Genomic DNA, 21844 nt, shown 5'->3' with positions numbered 1-21844 from the left:
CCAGCAGCATTGATTGCTACTGTATGTAGTAGTTGGCATAGCCATCAATAATCAAACGTTTTAAGGTTAGCCATAGTGAGCAAAAGGGAATGTATCTAGATGCTTACATTAGGTACCCTAACACTCACAATCGAATAGCTATAAATTCACGCCTTGTTTTATATTACTTTTATCGTCAAGTTTAAAATCCACGCGATATTTAATATCATTCATTTCATAAATAAGATTGTAAGTAACGCCCTTTTTTAATTTCACATCAAAACAATGGTTAGGGTATTTTCTTTCAATATTATCTTCAAATAGTAATGGTGGACTATAATTATTTTCTGATGAGCTTAAAAGATAGTAAGTTATGTTATCCCCTTCTTTAGAAGTGACGCAAACTGAATCATTTCCTTTTTTATAAACACTCCCTTCATGTCTAAAATCCAATCGATCCCCGACACATCCAGAGATGAATAATATCAATGCTATTATTAATTTTTTCATGATGAAAAATTTCCAATTACACGTTGATATTTAGCAATAAGTTCTTTGATACTTTCACGCGGGTCGTAATTTTTATATCTAATGATTATTGTATCTTTATCCTGCATACTAAATGGCAGATAGCTACCATGATGAACCCATACTTGATTATAGCGAATCGAGAAAGAGTAGAGTTCCTGTGCTAGAGAAATTTCTCCTCCGGTTAAAATTCTTAAACCGCCACGTTTTAGCATAAAAATAATCCATTATCTTTACTAGGGGTATAAACCTTAACACACAATATCTGGTTAAAAAATTCGTACTCATTTTAATCAGAATAACTACCATATACCCACGATACTTCAAGATACGGGGCTATTGGTTATCCTTGCTTATTCCATAGCAACACACTGCTTTCCTCAAATTTTCTATCACTGCCAGCACGATAGATTTGTGAAACAATGCGCTCTATAAAATACTGTTATCTATTTGTGTAACGCAGAAGGCAACATGAAAACGAAGCTAATTACCCGTGAAGGCTACGACAAGCTAAAGCAAGAGCTGGATTTTCTGTGGCGTGAAGAACGCCCAGAAGTGACCAAAAAGGTGACATGGGCCGCCAGCCTTGGCGACCGCAGTGAAAATGCTGATTACCAGTACAACAAAAAACGCCTGCGCGAAATCGATCGTCGCGTGCGTTACCTGACGAAATGCCTCGAACAGCTACGAATTGTTGATTACTCACCGCAGCAAGACGGTAAAGTGTTCTTTGGCGCCTGGGTTGAGGTCGAGAACGACGATGGCGATACTAAGCGCTTTCGTATTGTCGGTTATGACGAAATATTTGGCCGCAAAGACTATATTTCTATCGATTCACCGATGGCCCGCGCATTGTTAAAAAAAGAAGTGGGCGATGTCACAACCGTGATGACGCCAGTCGGTGAAGCACAGTGGTATATCAATGCCATTGATTACGGTCAGCAAGACTGAAGGCACCAAAACATGACAGTCGGATTAGTGAACTAGCATTTTAACTAACCAAAACGTATAACTGTCCCCTGATTTATACCCAAAATAATTGGAGTTGCCTCAAGGCGGTAAGGGAATGCATCCCGATGAGCTTACTCAAGTAAGTGATTCGGGTAAATGACAAATCTGCCAGGAGCAGATTTGAACGCTGCTTGCAGCGGCCCCAACGGGGCGAGGCCCACGGATGGGCCGAGTAATGTAGCCAACGCAGAAGCAACTTCAAGTATGACGAGTATACGCCACCCACTTGATAAAACAGATACCAGACTTATGAATGATCAACTGAGCCGCATTATCGCAATGGAATTGCAGGTTCGCCCGGAGCAGGTTGCTTCCGTGGTGCGTCTGCTGGATGAAGGAAATACCGTACCGTTTATCGCTCGGTACCGTAAGGAAGTCACCGGGGGATTGGATGATACCCAACTGCGTCAGTTGGACCAGCGTCTGGGGTACCTGCGTGAACTGGAAGAGCGTCGTCAGACTATCCTCAAATCTATCGAAGAACAGGGCAAACTCAGCGAAGAACTCGCCAACGCTATCGGTAGCACGCTCAGCAAGACCGAACTCGAAGACCTTTATCTCCCTTATAAACCCAAGCGCCGCACTCGTGGACAAATTGCTATTGAAGCAGGTTTGGAACCACTGGCCGATACATTGTGGAACGAGCCTGAGCACGATCCAGATACCACCGCCGCCGCTTTTGTGGACGCAGATAAAGGCGTGGCCGATGTTAAAGCCGCTCTCGATGGTGCGCGCTATATTCTGATGGAGCGTTTTGCCGAAGATGCCGCGCTGCTGGCAAAAGTGCGTGAATATTTGTGGAAAAACGCACATCTCACCTCACGTATGGTGGATGGCAAAGAAGTCGAAGGCGCAAAATTCCGTGACTATTTCGACCATCATGAACCGATTTCACAAGTGCCTTCGCACCGTGCGCTAGCAATGTTCCGCGGCCGTAACGAAGGTGTGCTGCAACTGGCACTCAATGCCGATCCTCAATTTGATGAGCCGCCGCGTGAAAGTTATGCTGAGCAGTTGATTATCGATCATTTAGGTCTGCGTCTGAACGGTGCACCGGCTGACGTTTGGCGCCGTGCTGTCGTTAACTGGACCTGGCGCATCAAGGTGATGCTGCACCTGGAAACTGAATTGATGAGCACCGTGCGCGAACGTGCCGAAGACGAAGCCATCAACGTGTTTGCTCGCAACATGCATGATTTGCTGATGGCAGCACCTGCCGGCATGCGCGCGACTATGGGTCTGGACCCGGGTTTGCGTACTGGTGTAAAAGTCGCGGTAGTCGATAACACCGGCAAACTGGTGGATATCGACACAGTTTATCCCCACACCGGGCAGGCAGCGAAAGCCGCACAGCAGGTTGCAGCGCTGTGTATCAAACATAACGTTGAGCTGGTCGCCATCGGTAACGGCACCGCCTCACGCGAAACTGAGCGCTTCTTCCTGGATCTGCAAAAACAGTTCCCGGCGGTTAACGCTCAGAAAGTGATCGTCAGCGAAGCCGGTGCATCGGTCTATTCTGCCTCCGAACTGGCAGCGCTGGAGTTCCCAGATTTAGATGTGTCGATTCGTGGCGCAGTGTCCATTGCCCGCCGCTTGCAAGATCCATTAGCAGAGCTGGTGAAAATCGATCCAAAATCTATCGGTGTCGGCCAGTATCAACATGATGTGAGCCAGAGCCAATTAGCGAAAAAACTCGATACTGTGGTGGAAGACTGTGTGAACGCCGTCGGCGTGGATCTCAATACCGCCTCGGTTCCGCTGCTGACGCGCGTCGCGGGTTTAACCCGAATGATGGCGCAGAATATCGTCAACTGGCGCGATGAGAACGGGCAATTCCGCAACCGCGAACAACTGCTGAAAGTCAGCCGTTTAGGGCCGAAAGCTTTTGAGCAGTGCGCAGGCTTCCTGCGTATCAACCACGGCGACAACCCGCTGGATGCTTCCACCGTTCACCCGGAAACCTATCCGGTAGTAGAACGTATTTTGGCAGCAACCAATCTCGCTTTACGCGATTTAGTCGGTGATGCCAATATATTACGCGGCCTGAAAGTCAGTGAATTCACCGATGAACGTTTTGGCGTACCAACCGTAACCGACATCATCAAAGAGCTGGAAAAACCGGGCCACGATCCACGTCCTGAGTTTAAAACCGCCGCCTTTGCTGAAGGTGTTGAAACCATGAACGACCTGTTGCCGGGCATGGTACTGGAAGGCTCAGTGACCAACGTGACTAACTTTGGTGCTTTCGTTGATATCGGCGTGCATCAGGATGGCTTGGTCCATATCTCTTCACTGGCAAATAAATTCGTCGAAGATCCACATACTGTGGTGAAAGCCGGCGATATCGTCAAAGTGAAGGTAATGGAAGTCGATTTGCAGCGTAAACGTATCGCCTTAACCATGCGTCTGGATGAGCAACCGGGTGAAACCGCATCCCGCAAAGGCGGTGCTCCCGCGGCGGCTGGCAATCATCGCGATACCCAAGCTAAACGCCCTGCACAGAACAAACCTGCTGGTCGTGGGACATCCACCTCAGCGGGTAACAGCGCCATGGGCGATGCATTAGCGGCGGCCTTCGGTAAGAAGTCTTAAGCTTTATACGCTGCCCTCAGCCCCGCGAGATCTACTCGCGGGGCTGCAATCCTGACATAGGCTAACCATTCCCCCTTCCTGCACCTTGTCCTAATTTGCTCAATTACTGCGCTACATCAAAAACCATCATCAGCCCTGCCAATAGAATATTCCCACGCGGTTAACCATTAATGGCTATCAGCACCGAAATATTCCTGATAATCACTATCATTTTCAATGCATTATCTTGCACGTTCAAAATAGAGCCTCTTTTCAGCTCGCTGTAGTCAAGGAGCGATATGCAAATCAAATCCAAACATCGCTATAAAATTACCGGTTTTTCTAGCGAAATAAGCCCAGCCTACCGACAAAAACTGCTGTCTCTGGGGATGCTACCCGGTTCCTGCTTCGATGTGATCCGCGTTGCGCCACTCGGCGACCCGCTACAAATTGAAACCCGCCGCGTCAGTCTGGTATTACGCAAAAAAGACTTGGCGCTGCTGCAACTAGAAGTTCAGGGATGAATATCGCCCCCCTCGTCTTCGACCTCAAGCCACTGCGGCATTAGCCACTATGCAAAGATAATCTATGCAAACATCACCGAATAAAACCTCATCAAACAACACGCTCACCCTCGGCCTGATTGGCAACCCAAACGCAGGAAAAACCACATTATTTAATCAATTAACCGGTGCGAGGCAGCGAGTAGGCAACTGGGCTGGCGTAACGGTCGAGCGCAAAGAAGGGCAATTTGCCACGCCGCAACATCAAGTCCGGCTGATAGATTTGCCAGGTACCTATTCTCTGAGCACGCTCTCATTACAAACTTCACTCGATGAACAAATCGCCTGCCATTTTATCCTCGGCGGTGATGCTGATTTGCTGATCAATGTGGTCGATGCCAGTAATTTGGAGCGTAATCTCTACCTGACGTTGCAATTGCTGGAGCTTGGTATTCCCTGCATTGTGGCGTTAAATATGCTGGATATTGCCAAAGCGCAACATATCGAGATTGATATTCCAACGCTGGCCGCTCGCCTGGGTTGCCCGGTCATCGCCATCATTTCAACCAAAGGTGAAGGCATTGGCCAGCTAAAAGAGGCTATCGACACTCATGCCACCAACCAGCCACTTCCCCAGATTCATTACCATCCAGCATTACAACAACAAGCCGCTATATTGGCGGCAGCAATGCCGACAGTGCTTACGCAACAAAAGCGTGATTGGTTAGCCATACAAATGCTGGAAGGGGATATTTATAGCCATACTCAGGCCGGTGATGCTGTGACGTTGCTGCCACAAATTAACGCCAGTTTTGCCGAGCAGCAGCTAGACGATCCGGCGCTACTGATTGCCGATGCGCGTTATCAGACCATCACCACCCTGTGTGCCGATGCCAGTAACAGCCATCTGAGTTCCCCTAATCGTCTCACGCAAGTATTGGATAAGGTGATCCTCAATCGCTTCCTCGGTGTGCCGATTTTCTTGTTGGTGATGTACGTCATGTTCGTACTTGCCATCAATATTGGCGGCGCATTACAGCCGCTGTTCGAGATAGGATCGGCAGCGATATTTATTCAGGGTATGCAATGGGTTGGATTTACCTTGCACTTGCCTGACTGGCTGACAATTTTTCTGGCGCAGGGCATCGGTGGCGGTATCAATACCGTGCTGCCGCTGGTACCGCAAATTGGCATGATGTATCTGTTCCTCTCTTTTCTGGAGGACTCTGGCTATATGGCACGCGCCGCCTTTGTGATGGACAGGATGATGCAATCGCTGGGCCTGCCGGGGAAATCCTTTGTCCCACTGATTGTAGGATTCGGCTGTAATGTTCCCTCTATTATGGGAGCGCGTACGCTGGATGCCCCGCGAGAGCGGCTGATTACCGTGATGATGGCACCCTTTATGTCATGCGGCGCACGTCTGGCTATCTTTGCCGTATTTTCCGCCGCCTTCTTTGGTCAACAAGGCGCATCGATTGTGTTCTCGCTTTACCTGCTGGGTATTGTGGTCGCTATCATTACCGGGCTAGTAATGAAATACACCATTATGCGCGGCGAAGCCTCACCCTTCGTGATGGAGCTGCCGGTCTACCACGTTCCCCATCTGAAAAGCCTGCTTTTACAGACCTGGCAACGGCTAAAAGGCTTTGTACTGCGTGCCGGGAAAGTGATCGTCGTCGCCAGTATTTTTATCGGCGCGCTAAACAGCTTCTCATTTAATGGTAAAGCAGTGGATAGCATTAATGATTCGGCGCTCGCCAGCGTCAGTAAAGTGCTGACGCCGTTGCTTTCCCCAATGGGCGTACATCCTGATAACTGGCAGGCCACCGTGGGCTTAGTCACCGGAGCCATGGCCAAAGAAGTGGTCGTTGGTACGTTAAATACGCTCTATACCGCGGAGAAAATTACCAAGCAGCCTTTTGATGCTGAGCAATTTAATCTGTTCGCTACGCTAAAAGATGCTGTCGACGAAACCTGGCAAGGCTTAAAAGAGACATTGAGCCTAAACGTACTTTCCAATCCGATTGAAGCCAGCAAAGGTGATGGCGAGATGGAAGCAGGCTCGATGGGAATGATGAGCCATAAATTTGGCTCGGCAGTGTCAGCATACAGTTATCTGATTTTTGTTCTACTTTATATTCCCTGCGTGTCCGTGATGGGGGCTATCGCTCGAGAAACCAACCGTGGCTGGATGACGTTCTCCATTCTGTGGGGGCTGGATGTTGCCTATTCACTGGCAACGATCTTTTATCAGTTGGCCACCTGGGCGCAGCACCCATTATCAAGCCTGATCACGCTATTCGTTGTGTTCATCATCAACGCCCTAATCCTGCTGGGGCTGCGTAAATCGCGTAGCAGAGTGACGGTAAATCTATCGACAAAGCCAGAAGAAACAAGCTGCCAATCGGGCAGTAGAGCATGTCATTAACCACTTATCGGTCTACAGGGAGGAGAGTGTGACGCCTTTATTGCAAATCAGAGATGCTCTGACATTACTCGGCACGGCGGATGCTCATCAGCTCAGCCAACGGCTAAACTTATCTCTGCCGTTGGTACAAGCGATGCTCGAACAGCTGGTTATCATGCACAAAGCAGAAAAACTCCCCGCGCAGGAACCGACCTTAGCGGGCGGTTGCCAGCATTGCCCAGAGGGCAAGAAATGTCGACGTCAGCCACACTATCGGTTAATTCAGTGATAAATCGCACTTTTTGATCTAACTACTGGTTAACTTCATGAAAAAAGGTGATTTTAGGCTATATAACCCATCCAGCACTGCCGCTATGATTTTCTTGCCATCGAATTTTTTCCAGCACGGAGACATGCATGATCGACAATGAAATCACCTTTCGTAAGCTGGAGGTTTTTCTGGCCTATATGGAAAAACTCAATATCGCCCGCACTGCCGAACATCTCAGTCTAAGCAGCGTGAGCGTGCATCGTGCTTTACATTCACTTGAGGAAGGATTGCGTTGCCCGTTGTTCGTTCATCGAGGGCGAAGTCTGGTCCCGCTACCGGCAGCCAATACGCTGTTGGAAAGCGCGCGTCAGGTTATCGAACATATGGAGCGCGGTATCGTCGCAACGCAGATTGCCGCAGGCTTTGGGCAGAAACGATTACAGGTCGGCACCCTGTATTCTTTAACCTTAGAAACAATCCCGCGTCTGATCATGGGCCTTAAATTACGTCGACCAGAGCTGGAGATCGAGTTAGTTATGGGCTCCAACTGCGACTTACACGCCCGGTTAGAAGATGGGCAATTAGATGCCATTTTGATTTCCAGTAGCGACACCGATATCGACCCGCAGCGCTACGAACACTTACCATTATTCATCGACGATATTTTCCTGGCTGCTCCGGCTAGTTCACCGTTAAATAGCAAAGCAGTCGCCGACCTGCGTGATTTTCGCCAACAAAAATTTGTCGCCCTGGCCGATGGGTTTGCGACTTACCACGGCTTTAAAGAAGCATTTCAAGTGGCGGGGTTTGAACCCGATATTGTCACTCGGGTGAACGATATCTTTTCAATGTTGAGTCTGGTGCAGGCTGGCGTCGGCTTTGCGTTGGTTCCAGGGCGTATGAAAGGCGTATTTGAAAACAGCGTCAAACTGCTGCCACTCACCGAGAGCTACCAAATGCGGCAAACCATTTCTCTGGTTTATCCGCGCAATCGGGAACACGACCCTAATCTGTTAGCGCTGGCGGCAGAAAGCCGCATGCTGGTATTGGGGAATAAGAAGTAAGTTGTTATTGATAGCTTTCAACGCCAGCCGTCACCCGTTGTGCGAGGGTTCTCGCAACATCAACACTCGTCTGGCTTAATGACAACGCTTCGCCCTGCTCCATCACCGGACGAGTCAACCCAGTTAGCACGGCTCCCGGTGGCATCTCTATCGCCAATCTGACACCTCGCTGGTAGGCAGCGATCATTGCATCATGCCAGTTAAGCGTACGAGCCATATTAAAAGCCAAATCATTGCTAATTTGCTGCGGCTGCCAGTAAACCCGCCCGGTGGTGCCGCTAAGATAGCCACAAGTGGGTGACTGTAACTCGACCTGTTTAAACGCCTGCGCGAGCTGCTCAGCAGGCTCGTCCAGTAACGGGCAGTGCGAGGGCACGCTGACAGCCAAATGCTGCGCCTTCTGCGCACCTTGCTCATGAGCTAAGTCAATAACCTGCTGCATGGCGCGCTCACTTCCTGCGATAACGATTTGGGTATCTGCATTGATATTCGCCAAATAGACCGGCAGTTGTGGCGAATTAACCTGTTTAATCAGCCCTTCTACCTGAAGACGGCGCAAGCCGCTAATAGCGGCAAGGCCAAAACCTTGCGGATAAGCCTGTTGCATCAACTCCCCGCGCAGCGCTACCAGCCGCAACGCATCAGCAAAGGATAGTGCGCCGGAGATCACCGCTGCCGGAAACGCACCAATCGACATGCCGCAGATGAAATCTGCCACCACGCCTTGCTGTTGTAGCCGTCTTGCCCAGCTCACGCCACAAATTAGCAGACAAAGCTGAACGGCTCGGGTTGACGCTAGCGCCTGTGGCGTATCGAGTAACAGGATATCTTCATCTAACGCTTCGCTGGCCTGTTGCAGTAAAGCCATTGTCAAAGCGTCATCCGGCAAAGCATGTAGCATTCCCGCGCTCTGGGCTCCCTGACCGGGAAAAGTAAACATTATCTTCATTGTGCCTCTCCCTTGGTGAATATCATTTATAGCGCGCTTTCACATTGCCCCATCACCGCCCAAGGATCGTCAACCAACAGCGGCCCAGTATCGGTTTTCAACATAACGCGATCCGCACTCAGCCATTCGCTTAATGCGAATCCGCCAGCGGGCGTATTGATTTGTACATCCGCGCGGCAAGGTAATTTCTGTAATAGAGAGTAGAAATCGCTAAATTCCGCACGTTCGACACGTTGTGAGCAACGGATCAGTAAGTCGAGATCGCTCTCAGCGTGCATCACCGGAATATCAGTTGCCAACGCATAAGCACAACTGCCGGTCACGCCCCACATCCAGGGAAAACGCTGCTCACACAAGGCGATCAACGCCTGCACTGGCTGTTGTGAAACAAACGGCGAACGTAGCAGTGTATTCACGTCAACCACCAAGGATTCTGGGGTAATGAGATGCTTAATACTGGCCGGTGCCACCCAAGCGGCAGCGCGTTGAAGCCGATTGACGCCGCGAATCCCAACGGCAACCGCGCCATCAGCTCGTTTGTCACGACGCACCACCAGCGGTAGAGCGGGACGCCAGGCGCTCGCCACCCAATCAGGCAATGGCGTATCACTTTGTAAATCTGAGCGGTCAGTGATCCACAGCAAATCATGGGGGCGAGGTAGTAACATGGTTTGAGTTCTCCGTCTTTAATGCATCGAAGCCGTTAAGGTGATAAACAACGGTAAGGTTAGAATACAGAGTACCGAACTCACAAGCAGCGATGCTTCAGCATCCGGCGATTGCACGCCAAAGCGATTGCCAAAGACAATACCAAAGAACCCTGCTGCCAATGCAATCATCAGTATCGCCGTCACAGCTACCTGGCCACTCAGCCCAAATGCCAGCACTAATCCCCAGGCGATAAACGGTTGAATAAGGTTTTTAGCAATACAGGAAATAACCACCGCCGTATTAATTTTCACCTGACGAGCAGACAAAATAATCCCGGTTAAAAACAGTGCCGACGCGGTGGCGGCTAATCCCAGAGGTTTGAGTGCCGCCAAGACAATTCCCGGCATCGTGACGCCAAAAGCTGATAGCACCACGCCAAGTAGCGGTCCCCAAACGATCGGTTTTTTTACTGAACGCCACATAAGAATAGGTAACAACGCCGCAGAAGCACTCTGACTTCCCCCGCTAGCTCTGGCTTTTTCGCGTTCGAGAATTAGCAGACAAAATGGTGTCATCAGTACAGAGCCACAGGCGATAGAAACCGCAACAGAGAGCGAAGTAGACGGTGTTTCACCCAACACACTGCCTAGAATCGGCAAGCCAAGCGCCGCGTAATTAGGCAACGCCACGGTCAGTGTTAATACCGCTGCATCCTGGGCCGACTTGTGTAGAACACGTGTACATACCAAGTAAATTACCGCGTAGGTTATCCACATCGCCAGCACCAACACCAGAATCAACGGCGTCTGTTGCATAATGCCCACCCAAGGTGTTTGTACCGTGGCAGCAAATAGCGCAGCGGGTAATGCAAAATCCATCACAAAAATGTTCAGCAACGAAACATCTTGGTTATTCACCATCTTGCTCTTACCGGCAAAATAGCCAAGCAGCATGATGATAAAAATCGGAGCCAAAGCATATAAAATCACATAAGTCATTGCGGAGTCCCTTGGTCAGAATTTAAAAAAATTCTCCGGCCCGCCGGTAACGATGTTTTTTATTGTTTACAGTCATATGCCGCTTAAAAGGCCATCACCGCCCGACCGAATACGACAGGCGGAATCTGGCTTTTACGACAACTTCACGCTGTTTGCAGGTGCGTTTGACCGGTTAGTGACAAGAGAAATAACGTCCCTTTACTCTTAGCTTCTCGTCTTTGCTTTTTACTGCCACTGCTGGCGCATAAGTTCGCGCACGGTTGAAGAACTAGCTCGATTAGTGGCCCCTAATCGATCAACCAAATAAACTCCTTGCTCTTCCACTTCTTTAATGGCTTGCGTTATCGCCGCTTGCACACGAGCAATATCCTCCGCACTCGCGCTGTCAGGATTAGCAATATTCATCAGTTGCGATAACAGACCCAGAGATGAGTAATGCTCAATGTCGTAAGCCATGGGCGGAATAGTTGCCGCCAGTTTTTCTAACGCCTCAACAGAGCGCAGAGTAATACGCGCCGCCGACTCTTTCCCCATGGCGTGGATCATCACCGCCGGGTCATTAAAGGCGATCAATTTATTGGCTTGATAACCGTGCGCCAAAAACGCGCCTGACATCGCCTTACCGACAATCAAACCAATCACCGGATGCCCGGCCAACCTCGCCTGGGCATAAGCGCCCGCCGCGCCCGCTAGCGCCTGATGAATACCAAAGGCTTCTTCACGGCGTCCGTAGGCTTGGCTGGTGACATCAATCACCGCAACAATGGCACGCTTTTCCGATAAATCCGCGTCCTGCTCAATCACCTGTTGAACAATTTTGGCAAGCGTCCAACCTTCTAATAAACCCACTTCACCCTGTCTGGCTCGCGGATAATGGTTGTTGGCATCGGGTACCACGGCAATAAAACGCACCTGTCGTCCGTTTAGCTGGCTATCGGCGGCTTTTACCGAAGCGCACAACTCTGAAACCGTCCGCCCAGAATGAGCCAACAGGTTGAACCAATAATCTCCGCGGCTGAGAACTTTACTTGATGCACTCATAATGTTTTCTCCCGGTTAAACAGCGCCATGGTGACGTCACGACTCGCCTGTATGCGAGTATCGAATGCCGCAAGTTTTGGCAAATAAACATCGTATTGTTCGCTGCGATGGCTGGTCGGTACGCCTTGATGGATAAATGAAAGCATGCTGTTTTTCACTTCATCGACCGAATCAGCGACCAGCGCATCGACAAAGCCGGTGTGATAACGCACTTCGCCGCCGGTTATGCTCCAGATAAATGGCCGGTCTCGAGAGTCGTATTCATCAATGCCGGCTTCCTGCTCAATGACTTGTGGGCCGTTAAGCCCAAGTCGCGCTTCGCGGGTAACAATCAATCGGCTGCATAACGCTGCCGCAATCGACATCCCGCCAAAACAACCGACAGTACCGGCGATAATGCCAATCACAGGGACATAGCGACGCAGGTCAACAATCGCGGCATGAATATCGGCAATCGCCGCTAAACCGAGATTAGCTTCTTGTAAACGCACGCCACCGGTTTCCAGCAATAACACCGCCTGAGTGGCAATACCTTGGCGATTATCCTCTGCCGCTAACTCCAATGCTGCAGCCATCTTGGCACCGGAAACCTCCCCCATGCTTCCTCCCTGAAAACCACCTTCGATAGCAATGACTACCGCTGGCTTACCTTCGATTGTGCCTTTGGCAACGACCATACCGTCATCGGCCTGCGGCACGATATCCTGCTTAGGCAGCCACGGAGATTCGATGCGATCAAAGGGGCCCAACAGTTCGCGGAAACTACCGGCATCAAGCAATTTATGTGCGCGCTGACGCGCGGTTAATTCGATAAAACTATGGTGTTGCAAAAGATGATTTGGGTGCTGCAAAAGATTATTGGTTTGCATCGCCAGCCTCCTCAAATACCTGTTCAATACGCAGCCGCGCAACGCCCGGCGTAGCCCCAAAATCATGCAGGTCTAACTGGCCCGATGGCAGAGAACGCAGGGCGCTTAAACGGTCGAAAAAGTGCTGCCATAATCCATGGCTGCCATCAACAGAAGTCATCACGTTGATGTTCAGCGTATTGCCCAATTGTGGTTGGTACAGCGCTTCAAGATCACCGGATCCCACGACACCCGCCTGAGCCTGTGCAGGCAGTGGCTGAGTGGCTGGATAAGAAAATTTAAAACGTTCCATAACACCTCTTTATTCAAATCATGATGTTAATGATGATGTGTTTGGCTCAGCACGGCTGATACCGTCGAGGAATAACGTTGCAGACAGCAAATCGGCAGCGCCGCCTGGGGAGACGTTATCCGCCAGCATGCGTTTCTCAAGTTGGGCAAGTCTGTCGCGACCGGCCGGGTGTTGTACCCCACCTGCTGACAGTACTTGCGCAGCCCCAAGGTGCATCGCCTGTAATGCGGACATGCCGCCGCGAGATAGCACGCAGGTATCGGCTAACGTGGTCATAATTGCCAGCAGCGCATTAAGCCGCGCTTGGGTTTCAGTCGCCCCTTGTTTTCGGCTGTGCAAAAGCTGTGGTAGTGCACATTGCATTACATGGGGGAAACCTTGTTGCGCCTCTTCTCTGGCACCCGGCACCTGATAGTGCTGCACCACTCGCGCACCTTTGCTGAAAGATTTCGGACTGAGCGTATCGGGCAATGCCGCCAGCTGTGCCGCCCGCTGCGCAATATCCTGCGCAACTACGTTTGCAGAATTCATAGCCACCGCGCAGACCAGCAGCCCTAGCGCCCAAATCGCTCCGCGATGCGTATTCACCCCACCGGTTGCCGCCATCATGTGCTGTTCGCCAAGACGACCTAATTGCCCGATTTTTTGGCGTAAAGCGATATCAGCAGGACGCTGCCAACTGTGCAGCGCTAAGGCATGAAAAGTCGGCGTCAGGCTATGTGCGGAACGTTCCATCAAGGCTAATGTTAAATCTTGATGTGCTCCCGAGCCTCTGCTATCCACTAAGCCTGGCTTCGGGCTTAAACGCACTTCATCAAGCAATGACTGGGTTGCTAAAGCAGCAAGCTGCGTCGCCAAGGCTTCCGCACATTGATTACCCGCAAAGGCACTAACAGGAAGGGTGGATAGCGTCATTACCAGCTCCGGAATTTCGCAGGTGGGTTATACAGTCCGTCAGACCATTCAACCAAGTCACTCACGCTGCCCGCCGCTAACAATGAGCGTGTCGCATCGGTACGGCGAATGCCCAAATCTTCCGGGAAGGCGACTAACTCACGGCGACGAAGTTCAGCAACTCGCTTCGCATCAACCCCCAAGCCGACATCAGTAATTCCGGCAACGGCAGCAACCATCGCCCGGCGTTCTTCCATTGAACGGGCACGATGTAGGTAAGCAATGCCTTCTTCAGTCAGCACGTGCGTGACGTCATCGCCATAGATCATCACCGGAGCCAATGGCATCCCCGAGTCCTTACCCACGTCGACGGCATCGAGTTTCTCGATAAAGGTCGGCTTACCGCCTGCCTGGTAGGTTTCCACCATCTGCACCACCAGCTTTTTACCGCGCGCCAGCGGGTCAGGCTCTTCAATCATATCCAGCCAGGCCGGTGTTGCATGACGGCGGCCGTGCGGGTCATGCCCCATATTGGGCGCCCCGCCAAACCCTGCCAATCTGCCGCGCGTTACCGTCGAAGAGTTGGCAAAGGCGTCAACCTGCAGGGTGGAACCGATAAACATATCTACCGCATATTGCCCAGCCATCTGGCACATCGCGCGATTAGAACGCATCGAGCCGTCATGACCGGTAAAGAACACATCTGGACGAGCACGGATATACTCCTCCATGCCCAACTCACCGCCGAAACAGTGCACGGTATCGACCCAACCGCTTTCAATCGCCGGGATCAGGGTTGGATGAGGATTTAGCGTCCAGTGTTTGCAGATTTTGCCGCGCAGACCGAGCTGCTCACCGTAAGTCGGTAGCAATAATTCGATAGCGGCAGTATTGAAACCAATTCCGTGATTAAGAGATTGCACCTGATGTTTTGCGTAGATGCCTTTGATCGCCAGCATACCCATCAATACATGCACCGGTTTAATCAAGCGCGGATCGCGGGTGAAAAGAGGCTCGATAAAGAAAGGCTTATCGGCCACCACCACAAAATCGACCCAAGAACCGGGAATATCAACGCGCGGTAAATCGTTCTCTTCGTCAACCAATTCGTTGACTTGAGCAATAACGATACCGTTTTTAAAGGCAGCGGCTTCAACCAGTGCCGGGGTATCTTCGGTACTGGCACCGGTATATAAATTGCCATTGCGATCCGCTTTAAAACCGGCGACGAGCGCAACATTGGGAACTAAATCGACAAACAGGCGGGCGTATAACTCTATATAGGTATGAATGGCCCCTATCTCCATCTGCCCGTCTTCCAGCAGTTGGGCAACACGCAGGCTTTGTGCGCCGGAGAAAGCAAAATCAAGCTTGCGGGCGATACCTCGTTCAAATAAATCCAGGTGCTCAGCACGACTGACGCTGGGCATAATCATATGCAGGTCGTGTAATTTCTGCGGGTTGGCTTGCGCCAGACTTCGGGAGAGGAAATCAGCCTGCTTTTGATTGTTCCCTTCCATGACCACACGGTCACCGGGAACAATCAGCGTTTCAAGAATGCTGGTAATACGATCGGTAGGTAATACTTTCCCCTGACTGACGGACTTAACTAACTCGATACGCCGCTGTTTTTCTCGGCGATGAGTGTCCCAAATTTTAGGGGTCTTTGAATATTGCGACATGCCTTAACCTCCTGGCGTTAACTCGTTGCTGCCTCCGTGTGCATTGATATAACAGGTGCCACGCTCAAAAATTAAAGCCCATTATGTCAACCGAGAACGAAGGCGTTTTAACAAGCGGCGGTACTTCATAAACAACCTATTATTTCGCCAAATAAGTGTAGAAAAACCGCGCAGCATGTATCAATCAAGCTGTGCGACACTTGGTTAAGCTATGAGTAATGAATATTTAAAAGATATAAAAATCAAATGGATGAAAAGAGAGGAATGAGAGAGGTGCCGCAAATACTAAAAAGGGATGCCAACAGCATCCCGGATAGGTTCTATCGATAACTTATCATTAGTTCTCGGTAGGCTTGAAGACTTCAGCCGTCGCAGAGATTTGGCGATCGTTGTCAGCAGCAATGATCACATAATAGCTGCCGCCTTTTTCATCGGCTAGCTTAGAAAGATCTGCCTTGGTACTACTAGGCTCAGTTGGTTCACCAGAAACTTGTACGGTTCCCAGGCTGACATAATTAGCTTTTTCTGCTTCTTCACGGGTAATTTCTTTGGCAGCCATCGCACTCACAGAAAACGCACCGGCCAGCACGCTTGCAATCACAATTTGGAATAACTTCATGGTATGACCTCTTATAAAATGATTAATTATTAACGTCATTAGGCAGTAACGTATTGCAACGCGGGCACTGAGCATCGTGCTCAAATGCCACCATCTCCCCAGAGACGTTGCCTTCCTTTTAAAACGCCTAAAAAGCGTTGGTCCTTCGTTCTGCTGCTACCGTTCAAGTATTAATCACTATTGGAAATTAGCCATAGAGAAGGTGATTTATTTTGTTACTTATTGATATTTTTATTCACAAAAATCGATAATTTTCTGGCAAAAAATATCTGGATGAGAGATGAACGGTGCATGAGCCGACTTCTCGATAACAACAGATTGCGAAGCAGGCCACAGTGCATCCAGTAAGGGGACGATTTTTCGCGGAACCAGGCCATCTAACGCACCGTAAATACGTAATATCGGCAAACTCAGCGCACACATGGCCTGACGCAAATCATCATCATGCAAAATCGCTAAGCCGCCATTAAGCACCTCAACCGTTGGCAACGGTTGACCCAACACAATGGCTTTCAGATGCCGAGCGTCCTGTCTCGCACTGTCACTGCCAAGCGTTTGCAATGCCAGAAAACGCTCCACTGTACGTTTAAAATCTTCGCTCAACTGCTGTTGGAAGCCCTGCAACACTTCTGGACGGATCCCCGGCCAGGCTTCGCGCGCAGCAAAGCAAGGAGAAGAAGCCACGGTAATCAAGCGGCTAACGCGCTCTGGAGCACTTAATGCTGCCTGGCTCGCCACTAACCCTCCTAACGACCAGCCTAACCAAATAGCCCGAGCTGGTGCCGCGTCCAATACCACATCCGCCATTTGTTGCAGCGACATCGCGGGGAACCCTTGGCTGCGACCATAGCCAGGAAGGTCAACCAGATGCAGGCGAAAATGCGGCGCAAGTCTCTCTGCGGTGTAACGCCAGACCTCGGCATTCAGCCCCCATCCGTGAAGTAGCACAAGATCGCGATCGCCTTGGCCAATAGTCTGCCAGTACAACTGATTCATAGTGTAGTGTCCGTGAGTCAAAGGATGACGTTGCAATAATAAGGAGAAGCTATGCTAACAATTGCCAGCCGCTGTTGGCTATGCCAACAGCCATTACAGCTTGCCCAGACGGGATTTTGCTCGCTTTGTCTGAAAAACTTACCTGCACTGCCTATTTGCTGCCCGCGTTGCGGACTCCCGTCAGCCAGCTCTCTTATGAGCTGCGGGCGTTGTTTAAATCAACCGCCGCCCTGGCAAACGATGGTGTTTGCCAGTGACTATAACGGCCCCATCGGCAGGCTGGTACAACGAATGAAGTTTTCTTCGTTGCCAGAACTGGCGACGCCGTTATCCCGCTTGTTACTGCTACGTTGGCTGACCCGTTTTCGGCAAGGCTGTGTGAACCGCCCCGATGTACTGCTCAGCGTTCCGCTGCATATACAACGCTATCGGCAACGTGGCTATAACCAAAGTGAATTATTAGCTCTCCCTTTGGCTCGCTGGCTGCAATGTGATTATTCAGCGAATGCGTTAAGGCGACATCGCTCGACACCGCCGCAACTAGGCCTTGGCGAAAAACAGCGCAAACGTAATCTGCGCCATGCATTCAGCGTCGACGAAAATCTAAGCGGCCTGCATATTGCGCTACTTGATGATGTGATAACCACCGGCAGTACATTAAGGGAGATTACTAAAGTTCTTCTTAATCAACCTATTGCTTCAATACAGGTCTTCAGCATTTGTCGCACCTTGTAGTCGGCTTAGGAAAGGGCGTATTATAACCTACTGTGGAAGTCAACTATTGAGCCAATACTATGATCATCATTACCGATGCTGCCCAAGCGCACTTTGCCAAGTTATTGGCAAACCAAGAAGAAGGCACCCAGATCCGCGTATTCGTGATTAATCCGGGTACTCCTACCGCAGAATGTGGTGTCTCTTATTGCCCACCTGATGCCGTAGAAGCGACAGATACCGAACTGAAGTTCGAGAGACTCTCAGCCTTTGTTGATGAGTTAAGCGCACCTTACTTGCAAGATGCTGAGATTGATTTTGTTACCGACCAGTTGGGTTCACAGCTGACGTTAAAAGCACCTAACGCCAAAATGCGTAAAGTGTCCGATGACGCCCCGTTGATCGAACGCGTAGAATATCAACTGCAATCACAGATTAACCCACAGTTGGCTAGCCATGGCGGCAAAGTTTCTCTGATGGAAATCACCGACGATGGTTTAGCAATTCTACAATTTGGCGGCGGCTGCAACGGCTGTTCAATGGTTGATGTGACACTTAAGGAAGGTATTGAGAAAGAGTTGCTGCAAGCCTTCCCTGAACTCAAAGGCGTGCGCGATTTGACCGAGCACCAACGCGGCGAGCACTCGTTCTACTAATCACTTCTCAGCCCGATATCAGGCCAGCCAGTTAACTCTGACTGGCCTTTTTATATGTCATCTCACTGCATCCTCGCCTACCTACTACTCTCCTAAATCTTGCATCAAGATATTAGATAACTCTTTATTTATAAAAATATTTTTACCGACGTATTCTTGCGAGCCTTATCTGAAAAATCGATAAAAACACGGTTTAACTCTCTCATAAATGTTACTTATATGATGTAGAACCACCCATCATTTATTAACGTCTATTTTTATACATCATAAATTACAGTCTATATATACTGTAATTTATATAGACTACAATATATATATGCTATAGCCTATAGAGAGGTCGACACGGATGTGGGAAGTCATCACAACGGAATGCTTTGATATCTGGTTCGAGCAACAGAGCGAACGTCTACAGGAGCGAATGTTAGCGGGTATGCATCTTCTGTTTGAAGATGGCCCTAACCTATCTCGCCCTCACGTCGATACGCTTGAAAACTCACACTACCTCAATATGAAGGAGTTGCGCGTTCAGCATGAAGGGCATCCTATTCGCGCTTTTTTTGCCTTTGACCCCAAACGTTGCGCCATCATGCTATGCGCCGGCGACAAAACCGGGAAAAAAGAGAAACAATTTTATAAAGATATGGTGAGAACTGCAGACACTGAGTTCGAAAAGCATCTCAATAATCTGGAGCAATAAAACGATGGCTACGTTAAAAGAACTAATGGACAAACGCTCCCCCGAGAGCAAAAAGCGCATTGCAGAGATGGCCGCGGAGATGCGTCTGGAAACTCATCTTTATGAACTGCGAGAATCCCTGCAGCTATCGCAAACACAGATAGCCAAAGCCATGGATATTGCTCAACCTTCCGTTGCCGCCATTGAACAGCGCGGCAATGACCTGAAAATTGCCACGCTAAAACGCTACGTTGAAGCGATGGGCGGTACGCTACGCATCGAAGTTGATCTACCCGATGGCAAACACGTTGGTTTTATCGTGTAACCCAAAATGAGCCTACCGCCCAAACTTACGTTAAGCGGCCGCCGTTTAGCCATCAGTATTTTTACGCCGTTGATCCACATCCTTAAGCAGCCGGTTCACTTCTGGATTGCTGAATATCTCATCAAGACCGCAGGCAAGCTTACGCCGCCAGTTGGGATATTCCGTGTTGGTACCGGGCACATTAACCGGCGTCGACATATCCAACCAATCCTCCGGCTGTAGCCCCAACATAGCACTATTGCTAGCGGCCAGATAACGGTGCAATCCCCGATTCAATAACGGGTTCATGGCGACATTTTTCGCATCATGCGCGACTTTCTCTGGCAGACAATCCGCGTGATGCAACGCCTCGAGCAGCCCTTGTTTACTTCGCTCTCGTTCTTGATACAGATTTTCCAGCACATCAGCATCAGGATAAATACCCAGCGTTTTCCCCAAGGTTAAATCCTCAGCCTGCCAGTAGCCGCGCAGCGTCGGTAAATCATGGGTATTCAGTGTGGCCATCGCCTGCGTCAGGTAATCTTGCGGGGAGTGATAAACCCAGTCGCTATCGTGCTCGAAATAGAGCACTTTATAAGAGTAAACACCACTATCGTGCAGGCTAGTGACAATCTCATCCGGGACGATACCGAGATCTTCACCAATGACCATGCATTGATGGCGATGACTTTCCAGCGCCAAAATACCGAGTAAGTCATGCAGCGGGTAGCGCACATAGGCCCCTTCACTGGCCTGCCCGTTAGCGGGGATCCACCATAAACGTAGCAATCCCATCACATGATCAATACGCAATGCACCACACTGCGCCATATTAGCCCGTAGCAAATCAATAAACGGCTGATAGGCGCGTTGCTGCATGATATGCGGATCTATCGGCGGCAATCCCCAATTCTGTCCCTGTGGCCCCAGAAGATCCGGCGGCGCACCAATAGTGGCAGCAAGGCAATATAAATCGGGATCGGACCAGGTTTCAGCCCCCCCTTCAGCAACGCCTACCGCCAAATCACGATATAAACCAATCGGCATATTATGCCTTTGACTCGCCTGATAGCACTGGGCAAGTTGACTGGCAGCCAACCACTGTAGCCATTGATAAAATGCGATATCATCCTGATGGTATTCAATAAATTCAGCAACATCGGGGCTATCAGCCTGACGATAAACCTCCGGCCAAACCGGCCAGCCCCACAGCCCCAAATCCAACTCGCGCAGGTGCATATGCAAAGCATCAAACACGGCTAATTGACGCAGACTCTCGCCACCTTGTAATACAAAGCGCTGAAACGCCTGTTTGCGCGAACTATCTGCAGGAAGCGCACTGAACGTCGGCCAGGCCAGTTTTAGCGCCTGTAATTTCAGCCCCATCACTTGTGAATAATCAACGTTATCAACACCGCGAGCCTGCAATAACGCATCACGGGTTACCGCCTCCTGCCACCAGGCCTGCGCCGCTGTGCTTTGAGCAAACTCCGCCACCGCATTAACGTCGATATAAATAATATTTAGCCAGCGGCGTGACGACGGACTATAAGGACTGGCGCTGAACGGATTAGCCGGATAGAGCGCATGAATCGGGTTGAGCCCAACAAAAGCCCCGCCGCGTCGTGCAATGTGCTCCACTAAAAGCTTTAAATCGCCAAAATCGCCAATACCCCAGTTGTTTTCTGAACGCAGGGTATAAAGCTGCACCGTCGCGCCCCACAGTTTTTCCCCGGCCACCAGCGCCGGGGGTTCATAACAGCGCGCGGGAGCAATAATAATCCGGCTCTGCCAACGCTGTTGATTCTGCAATAACGTGAGCTGGTGATAACCCAGCGGTAAAGGTTGATTCCATACTAAAGGCCGACCGCCGTCGATTTTACCCTGCGACAGCTCGCCGTTTTCCTGTGTTAACTGCCAATCGAACGCCCCGCCGCCCTGCGCAGTAAGTTGAATATCTTCACCTTGAATAAAGACGACAACCGGCGGCAATGGCGATGCAGCTGGCACAGCGTGATGCTCACCCTTCATGATGGCAAGCAGCGTGCGTTTAGTGTCATCGGAGATAGACTGCACCTGCTGTTGCATATTAATAAAATTGTCGATAATCCCCGCCTGCTCTGCCGCCTGCGCAAGTGACGTATCCCTTCTATTATCTCCTGACAT

23 protein-coding genes are annotated in these 21844 nt (G+C 50.2%); 10 read left to right on the top strand and 13 right to left on the bottom strand.

Annotated features, from left to right (window positions below):
- Positions 1 to 138 precede the first annotated feature (138 nt).
- Both ACL9RG_RS05075 and ACL9RG_RS05070 read right to left on the bottom strand, forming a co-directional pair.
- Positions 139 to 489: a putative T6SS immunity periplasmic lipoprotein gene (locus tag ACL9RG_RS05075; RefSeq protein WP_422791506.1), complete on the bottom strand. Its 351-nt coding sequence runs from the start codon at positions 487 to 489 to the stop codon at positions 139 to 141.
- The gene (locus ACL9RG_RS05070) at positions 486 to 722 is read right to left on the bottom strand and encodes a hypothetical protein (RefSeq protein ID WP_422791505.1); all 237 of its coding nucleotides are present in this window, start codon (positions 720 to 722) and stop codon (positions 486 to 488) included. Before ACL9RG_RS05070 ends, ACL9RG_RS05075 begins: the two co-directional genes overlap by 4 nt.
- 256 nt (positions 723 to 978) lie before the next feature.
- On the opposite strand from ACL9RG_RS05070, the gene greB reads away from it, so the two are divergent.
- The 6 genes from greB to ACL9RG_RS05040 all read left to right on the top strand — a co-directional run bounded on the left by greB (position 979) and on the right by ACL9RG_RS05040 (position 8337).
- On the top strand, positions 979 to 1458 hold the full coding sequence (gene greB / locus ACL9RG_RS05065; protein ID WP_422791504.1) for a transcription elongation factor GreB: 480 nt from the start codon (positions 979 to 981) through the stop codon (positions 1456 to 1458).
- A 309-nt stretch (positions 1459 to 1767) separates the two neighbouring features.
- A complete protein-coding gene (locus ACL9RG_RS05060) occupies positions 1768 to 4110 on the top strand; it encodes a Tex family protein (protein WP_422791503.1) in 2343 nt (780 codons plus the stop codon).
- Positions 4111 to 4388: 278 nt separating this feature from the next.
- Positions 4389 to 4613 (top strand): ferrous iron transporter A, encoded by a 225-nt coding sequence (gene feoA / locus ACL9RG_RS05055; RefSeq protein ID WP_422791502.1) that lies wholly within the window; start codon positions 4389 to 4391, stop codon positions 4611 to 4613.
- Positions 4614 to 4677: 64 nt separating this feature from the next.
- A complete protein-coding gene (gene feoB / locus ACL9RG_RS05050; RefSeq protein WP_422791501.1) occupies positions 4678 to 7023 on the top strand; it encodes a Fe(2+) transporter permease subunit FeoB in 2346 nt (781 codons plus the stop codon).
- A 28-nt stretch (positions 7024 to 7051) separates the two neighbouring features.
- Positions 7052 to 7291, top strand: coding sequence for a FeoC-like transcriptional regulator (locus ACL9RG_RS05045; protein WP_422791500.1), 240 nt, complete (start codon positions 7052 to 7054; stop codon positions 7289 to 7291).
- 128 nt (positions 7292 to 7419) lie between these two features.
- Positions 7420 to 8337: a LysR family transcriptional regulator gene (locus tag ACL9RG_RS05040; RefSeq protein WP_422791499.1), complete on the top strand. Its 918-nt coding sequence runs from the start codon at positions 7420 to 7422 to the stop codon at positions 8335 to 8337.
- A 4-nt stretch (positions 8338 to 8341) separates the two neighbouring features.
- Here the strand turns inward: ACL9RG_RS05040 and mdcH are convergent, their stop codons facing one another.
- The 10 genes from mdcH to bioH all read right to left on the bottom strand — a co-directional run bounded on the left by mdcH (position 8342) and on the right by bioH (position 17328).
- Positions 8342 to 9286, bottom strand: a complete 945-nt coding sequence (gene mdcH / locus ACL9RG_RS05035) for a malonate decarboxylase subunit epsilon (RefSeq protein ID WP_422791498.1) — start codon at positions 9284 to 9286, stop codon at positions 8342 to 8344.
- Between the two features lie 26 nt (positions 9287 to 9312).
- Positions 9313 to 9954: a malonate decarboxylase holo-ACP synthase gene (locus tag ACL9RG_RS05030; RefSeq protein ID WP_422791497.1), complete on the bottom strand. Its 642-nt coding sequence runs from the start codon at positions 9952 to 9954 to the stop codon at positions 9313 to 9315.
- Between the two features lie 18 nt (positions 9955 to 9972).
- Positions 9973 to 10935, bottom strand: coding sequence for an AEC family transporter (locus ACL9RG_RS05025; RefSeq protein ID WP_422791496.1), 963 nt, complete (start codon positions 10933 to 10935; stop codon positions 9973 to 9975).
- Between the two features lie 225 nt (positions 10936 to 11160).
- Complete coding sequence (gene mdcE, locus ACL9RG_RS05020) at positions 11161 to 11976, bottom strand: biotin-independent malonate decarboxylase subunit gamma (protein WP_422791495.1); 816 nt, start codon at positions 11974 to 11976, stop codon at positions 11161 to 11163.
- On the bottom strand, positions 11973 to 12845 hold the full coding sequence (locus ACL9RG_RS05015; protein ID WP_422791494.1) for a biotin-independent malonate decarboxylase subunit beta: 873 nt from the start codon (positions 12843 to 12845) through the stop codon (positions 11973 to 11975). The genes mdcE and ACL9RG_RS05015 overlap by 4 nt, the downstream gene beginning before the upstream one ends.
- Positions 12832 to 13137, bottom strand: a complete 306-nt coding sequence (mdcC, locus tag ACL9RG_RS05010) for a malonate decarboxylase acyl carrier protein (protein ID WP_422791493.1) — start codon at positions 13135 to 13137, stop codon at positions 12832 to 12834. Before mdcC ends, ACL9RG_RS05015 begins: the two co-directional genes overlap by 14 nt.
- An 18-nt stretch (positions 13138 to 13155) precedes the next feature.
- Complete coding sequence (locus ACL9RG_RS05005; protein ID WP_422791492.1) at positions 13156 to 14052, bottom strand: triphosphoribosyl-dephospho-CoA synthase; 897 nt, start codon at positions 14050 to 14052, stop codon at positions 13156 to 13158.
- The gene (gene mdcA, locus ACL9RG_RS05000) at positions 14052 to 15713 is read right to left on the bottom strand and encodes a malonate decarboxylase subunit alpha (RefSeq protein ID WP_422791491.1); all 1662 of its coding nucleotides are present in this window, start codon (positions 15711 to 15713) and stop codon (positions 14052 to 14054) included. The genes ACL9RG_RS05005 and mdcA overlap by 1 nt, the downstream gene beginning before the upstream one ends.
- 337 nt (positions 15714 to 16050) lie before the next feature.
- On the bottom strand, positions 16051 to 16332 hold the full coding sequence (locus tag ACL9RG_RS04995; protein ID WP_422791490.1) for a DUF1471 domain-containing protein: 282 nt from the start codon (positions 16330 to 16332) through the stop codon (positions 16051 to 16053).
- Positions 16333 to 16563: 231 nt separating this feature from the next.
- Positions 16564 to 17328 carry a pimeloyl-ACP methyl ester esterase BioH gene (bioH, locus tag ACL9RG_RS04990; protein ID WP_422791489.1) on the bottom strand — a complete coding sequence of 255 codons (765 nt, stop codon included), beginning with the start codon at positions 17326 to 17328 and terminating at the stop codon, positions 16564 to 16566.
- Between the two features lie 51 nt (positions 17329 to 17379).
- Here bioH and gntX point away from each other — a divergent pair, with 51 nt between their 5' ends.
- The 4 genes from gntX (at position 17380) to ACL9RG_RS04970 (ending at position 19699) form a co-directional block, all read left to right on the top strand.
- Positions 17380 to 18063 (top strand): DNA utilization protein GntX, encoded by a 684-nt coding sequence (gene gntX / locus ACL9RG_RS04985; RefSeq protein WP_422791488.1) that lies wholly within the window; start codon positions 17380 to 17382, stop codon positions 18061 to 18063.
- 59 nt (positions 18064 to 18122) lie between these two features.
- Positions 18123 to 18698: a Fe-S biogenesis protein NfuA gene (gene nfuA, locus ACL9RG_RS04980; RefSeq protein ID WP_422791487.1), complete on the top strand. Its 576-nt coding sequence runs from the start codon at positions 18123 to 18125 to the stop codon at positions 18696 to 18698.
- Positions 18699 to 19044: 346 nt separating this feature from the next.
- Positions 19045 to 19395 carry a type II toxin-antitoxin system RelE/ParE family toxin gene (locus ACL9RG_RS04975; RefSeq protein WP_422791486.1) on the top strand — a complete coding sequence of 117 codons (351 nt, stop codon included), beginning with the start codon at positions 19045 to 19047 and terminating at the stop codon, positions 19393 to 19395.
- Positions 19396 to 19399: 4 nt separating this feature from the next.
- On the top strand, positions 19400 to 19699 hold the full coding sequence (locus ACL9RG_RS04970) for a helix-turn-helix domain-containing protein (RefSeq protein ID WP_422791485.1): 300 nt from the start codon (positions 19400 to 19402) through the stop codon (positions 19697 to 19699).
- A 45-nt stretch (positions 19700 to 19744) separates the two neighbouring features.
- Here the strand turns inward: ACL9RG_RS04970 and malQ are convergent, their stop codons facing one another.
- Positions 19745 to 21844, bottom strand: coding sequence for a 4-alpha-glucanotransferase (gene malQ / locus ACL9RG_RS04965; RefSeq protein ID WP_422791484.1), 2100 nt, complete (start codon positions 21842 to 21844; stop codon positions 19745 to 19747).

The organism is Rouxiella sp. Mn2063 (assembly GCF_049319665.1).
Taxonomy (GTDB): Bacteria; Pseudomonadota; Gammaproteobacteria; order Enterobacterales; family Enterobacteriaceae; genus JBMOUD01.
This window is presented reverse-complemented; position numbering and strand designations above follow the sequence as displayed.

Coding starts and splice junctions, on each gene's coding strand:
- ACL9RG_RS05075 (WP_422791506.1), bottom strand. CDS start 489: ATGAAAAAATTAATAATAGCATTGATATTATTCATCTCTGGATGTGTC.
- ACL9RG_RS05070 (WP_422791505.1), bottom strand. CDS start 722: ATGCTAAAACGTGGCGGTTTAAGAATTTTAACCGGAGGAGAAATTTCT.
- greB (WP_422791504.1), top strand. CDS start 979: ATGAAAACGAAGCTAATTACCCGTGAAGGCTACGACAAGCTAAAGCAA.
- ACL9RG_RS05060 (WP_422791503.1), top strand. CDS start 1,768: ATGAATGATCAACTGAGCCGCATTATCGCAATGGAATTGCAGGTTCGC.
- feoA (WP_422791502.1), top strand. CDS start 4,389: ATGCAAATCAAATCCAAACATCGCTATAAAATTACCGGTTTTTCTAGC.
- feoB (WP_422791501.1), top strand. CDS start 4,678: ATGCAAACATCACCGAATAAAACCTCATCAAACAACACGCTCACCCTC.
- ACL9RG_RS05040 (WP_422791499.1), top strand. CDS start 7,420: ATGATCGACAATGAAATCACCTTTCGTAAGCTGGAGGTTTTTCTGGCC.
- mdcH (WP_422791498.1), bottom strand. CDS start 9,286: ATGAAGATAATGTTTACTTTTCCCGGTCAGGGAGCCCAGAGCGCGGGA.
- ACL9RG_RS05030 (WP_422791497.1), bottom strand. CDS start 9,954: ATGTTACTACCTCGCCCCCATGATTTGCTGTGGATCACTGACCGCTCA.
- ACL9RG_RS05025 (WP_422791496.1), bottom strand. CDS start 10,935: ATGACTTATGTGATTTTATATGCTTTGGCTCCGATTTTTATCATCATG.
- mdcE (WP_422791495.1), bottom strand. CDS start 11,976: ATGAGTGCATCAAGTAAAGTTCTCAGCCGCGGAGATTATTGGTTCAAC.
- ACL9RG_RS05015 (WP_422791494.1), bottom strand. CDS start 12,845: ATGCAAACCAATAATCTTTTGCAGCACCCAAATCATCTTTTGCAACAC.
- mdcC (WP_422791493.1), bottom strand. CDS start 13,137: ATGGAACGTTTTAAATTTTCTTATCCAGCCACTCAGCCACTGCCTGCA.
- ACL9RG_RS05005 (WP_422791492.1), bottom strand. CDS start 14,052: ATGACGCTATCCACCCTTCCTGTTAGTGCCTTTGCGGGTAATCAATGT.
- mdcA (WP_422791491.1), bottom strand. CDS start 15,713: ATGTCGCAATATTCAAAGACCCCTAAAATTTGGGACACTCATCGCCGA.
- ACL9RG_RS04995 (WP_422791490.1), bottom strand. CDS start 16,332: ATGAAGTTATTCCAAATTGTGATTGCAAGCGTGCTGGCCGGTGCGTTT.
- bioH (WP_422791489.1), bottom strand. CDS start 17,328: ATGAATCAGTTGTACTGGCAGACTATTGGCCAAGGCGATCGCGATCTT.
- gntX (WP_422791488.1), top strand. CDS start 17,380: ATGCTAACAATTGCCAGCCGCTGTTGGCTATGCCAACAGCCATTACAG.
- nfuA (WP_422791487.1), top strand. CDS start 18,123: ATGATCATCATTACCGATGCTGCCCAAGCGCACTTTGCCAAGTTATTG.
- ACL9RG_RS04975 (WP_422791486.1), top strand. CDS start 19,045: ATGTGGGAAGTCATCACAACGGAATGCTTTGATATCTGGTTCGAGCAA.
- ACL9RG_RS04970 (WP_422791485.1), top strand. CDS start 19,400: ATGGCTACGTTAAAAGAACTAATGGACAAACGCTCCCCCGAGAGCAAA.
- malQ (WP_422791484.1), bottom strand. CDS start 21,844: ATGTCAGGAGATAATAGAAGGGATACGTCACTTGCGCAGGCGGCAGAG.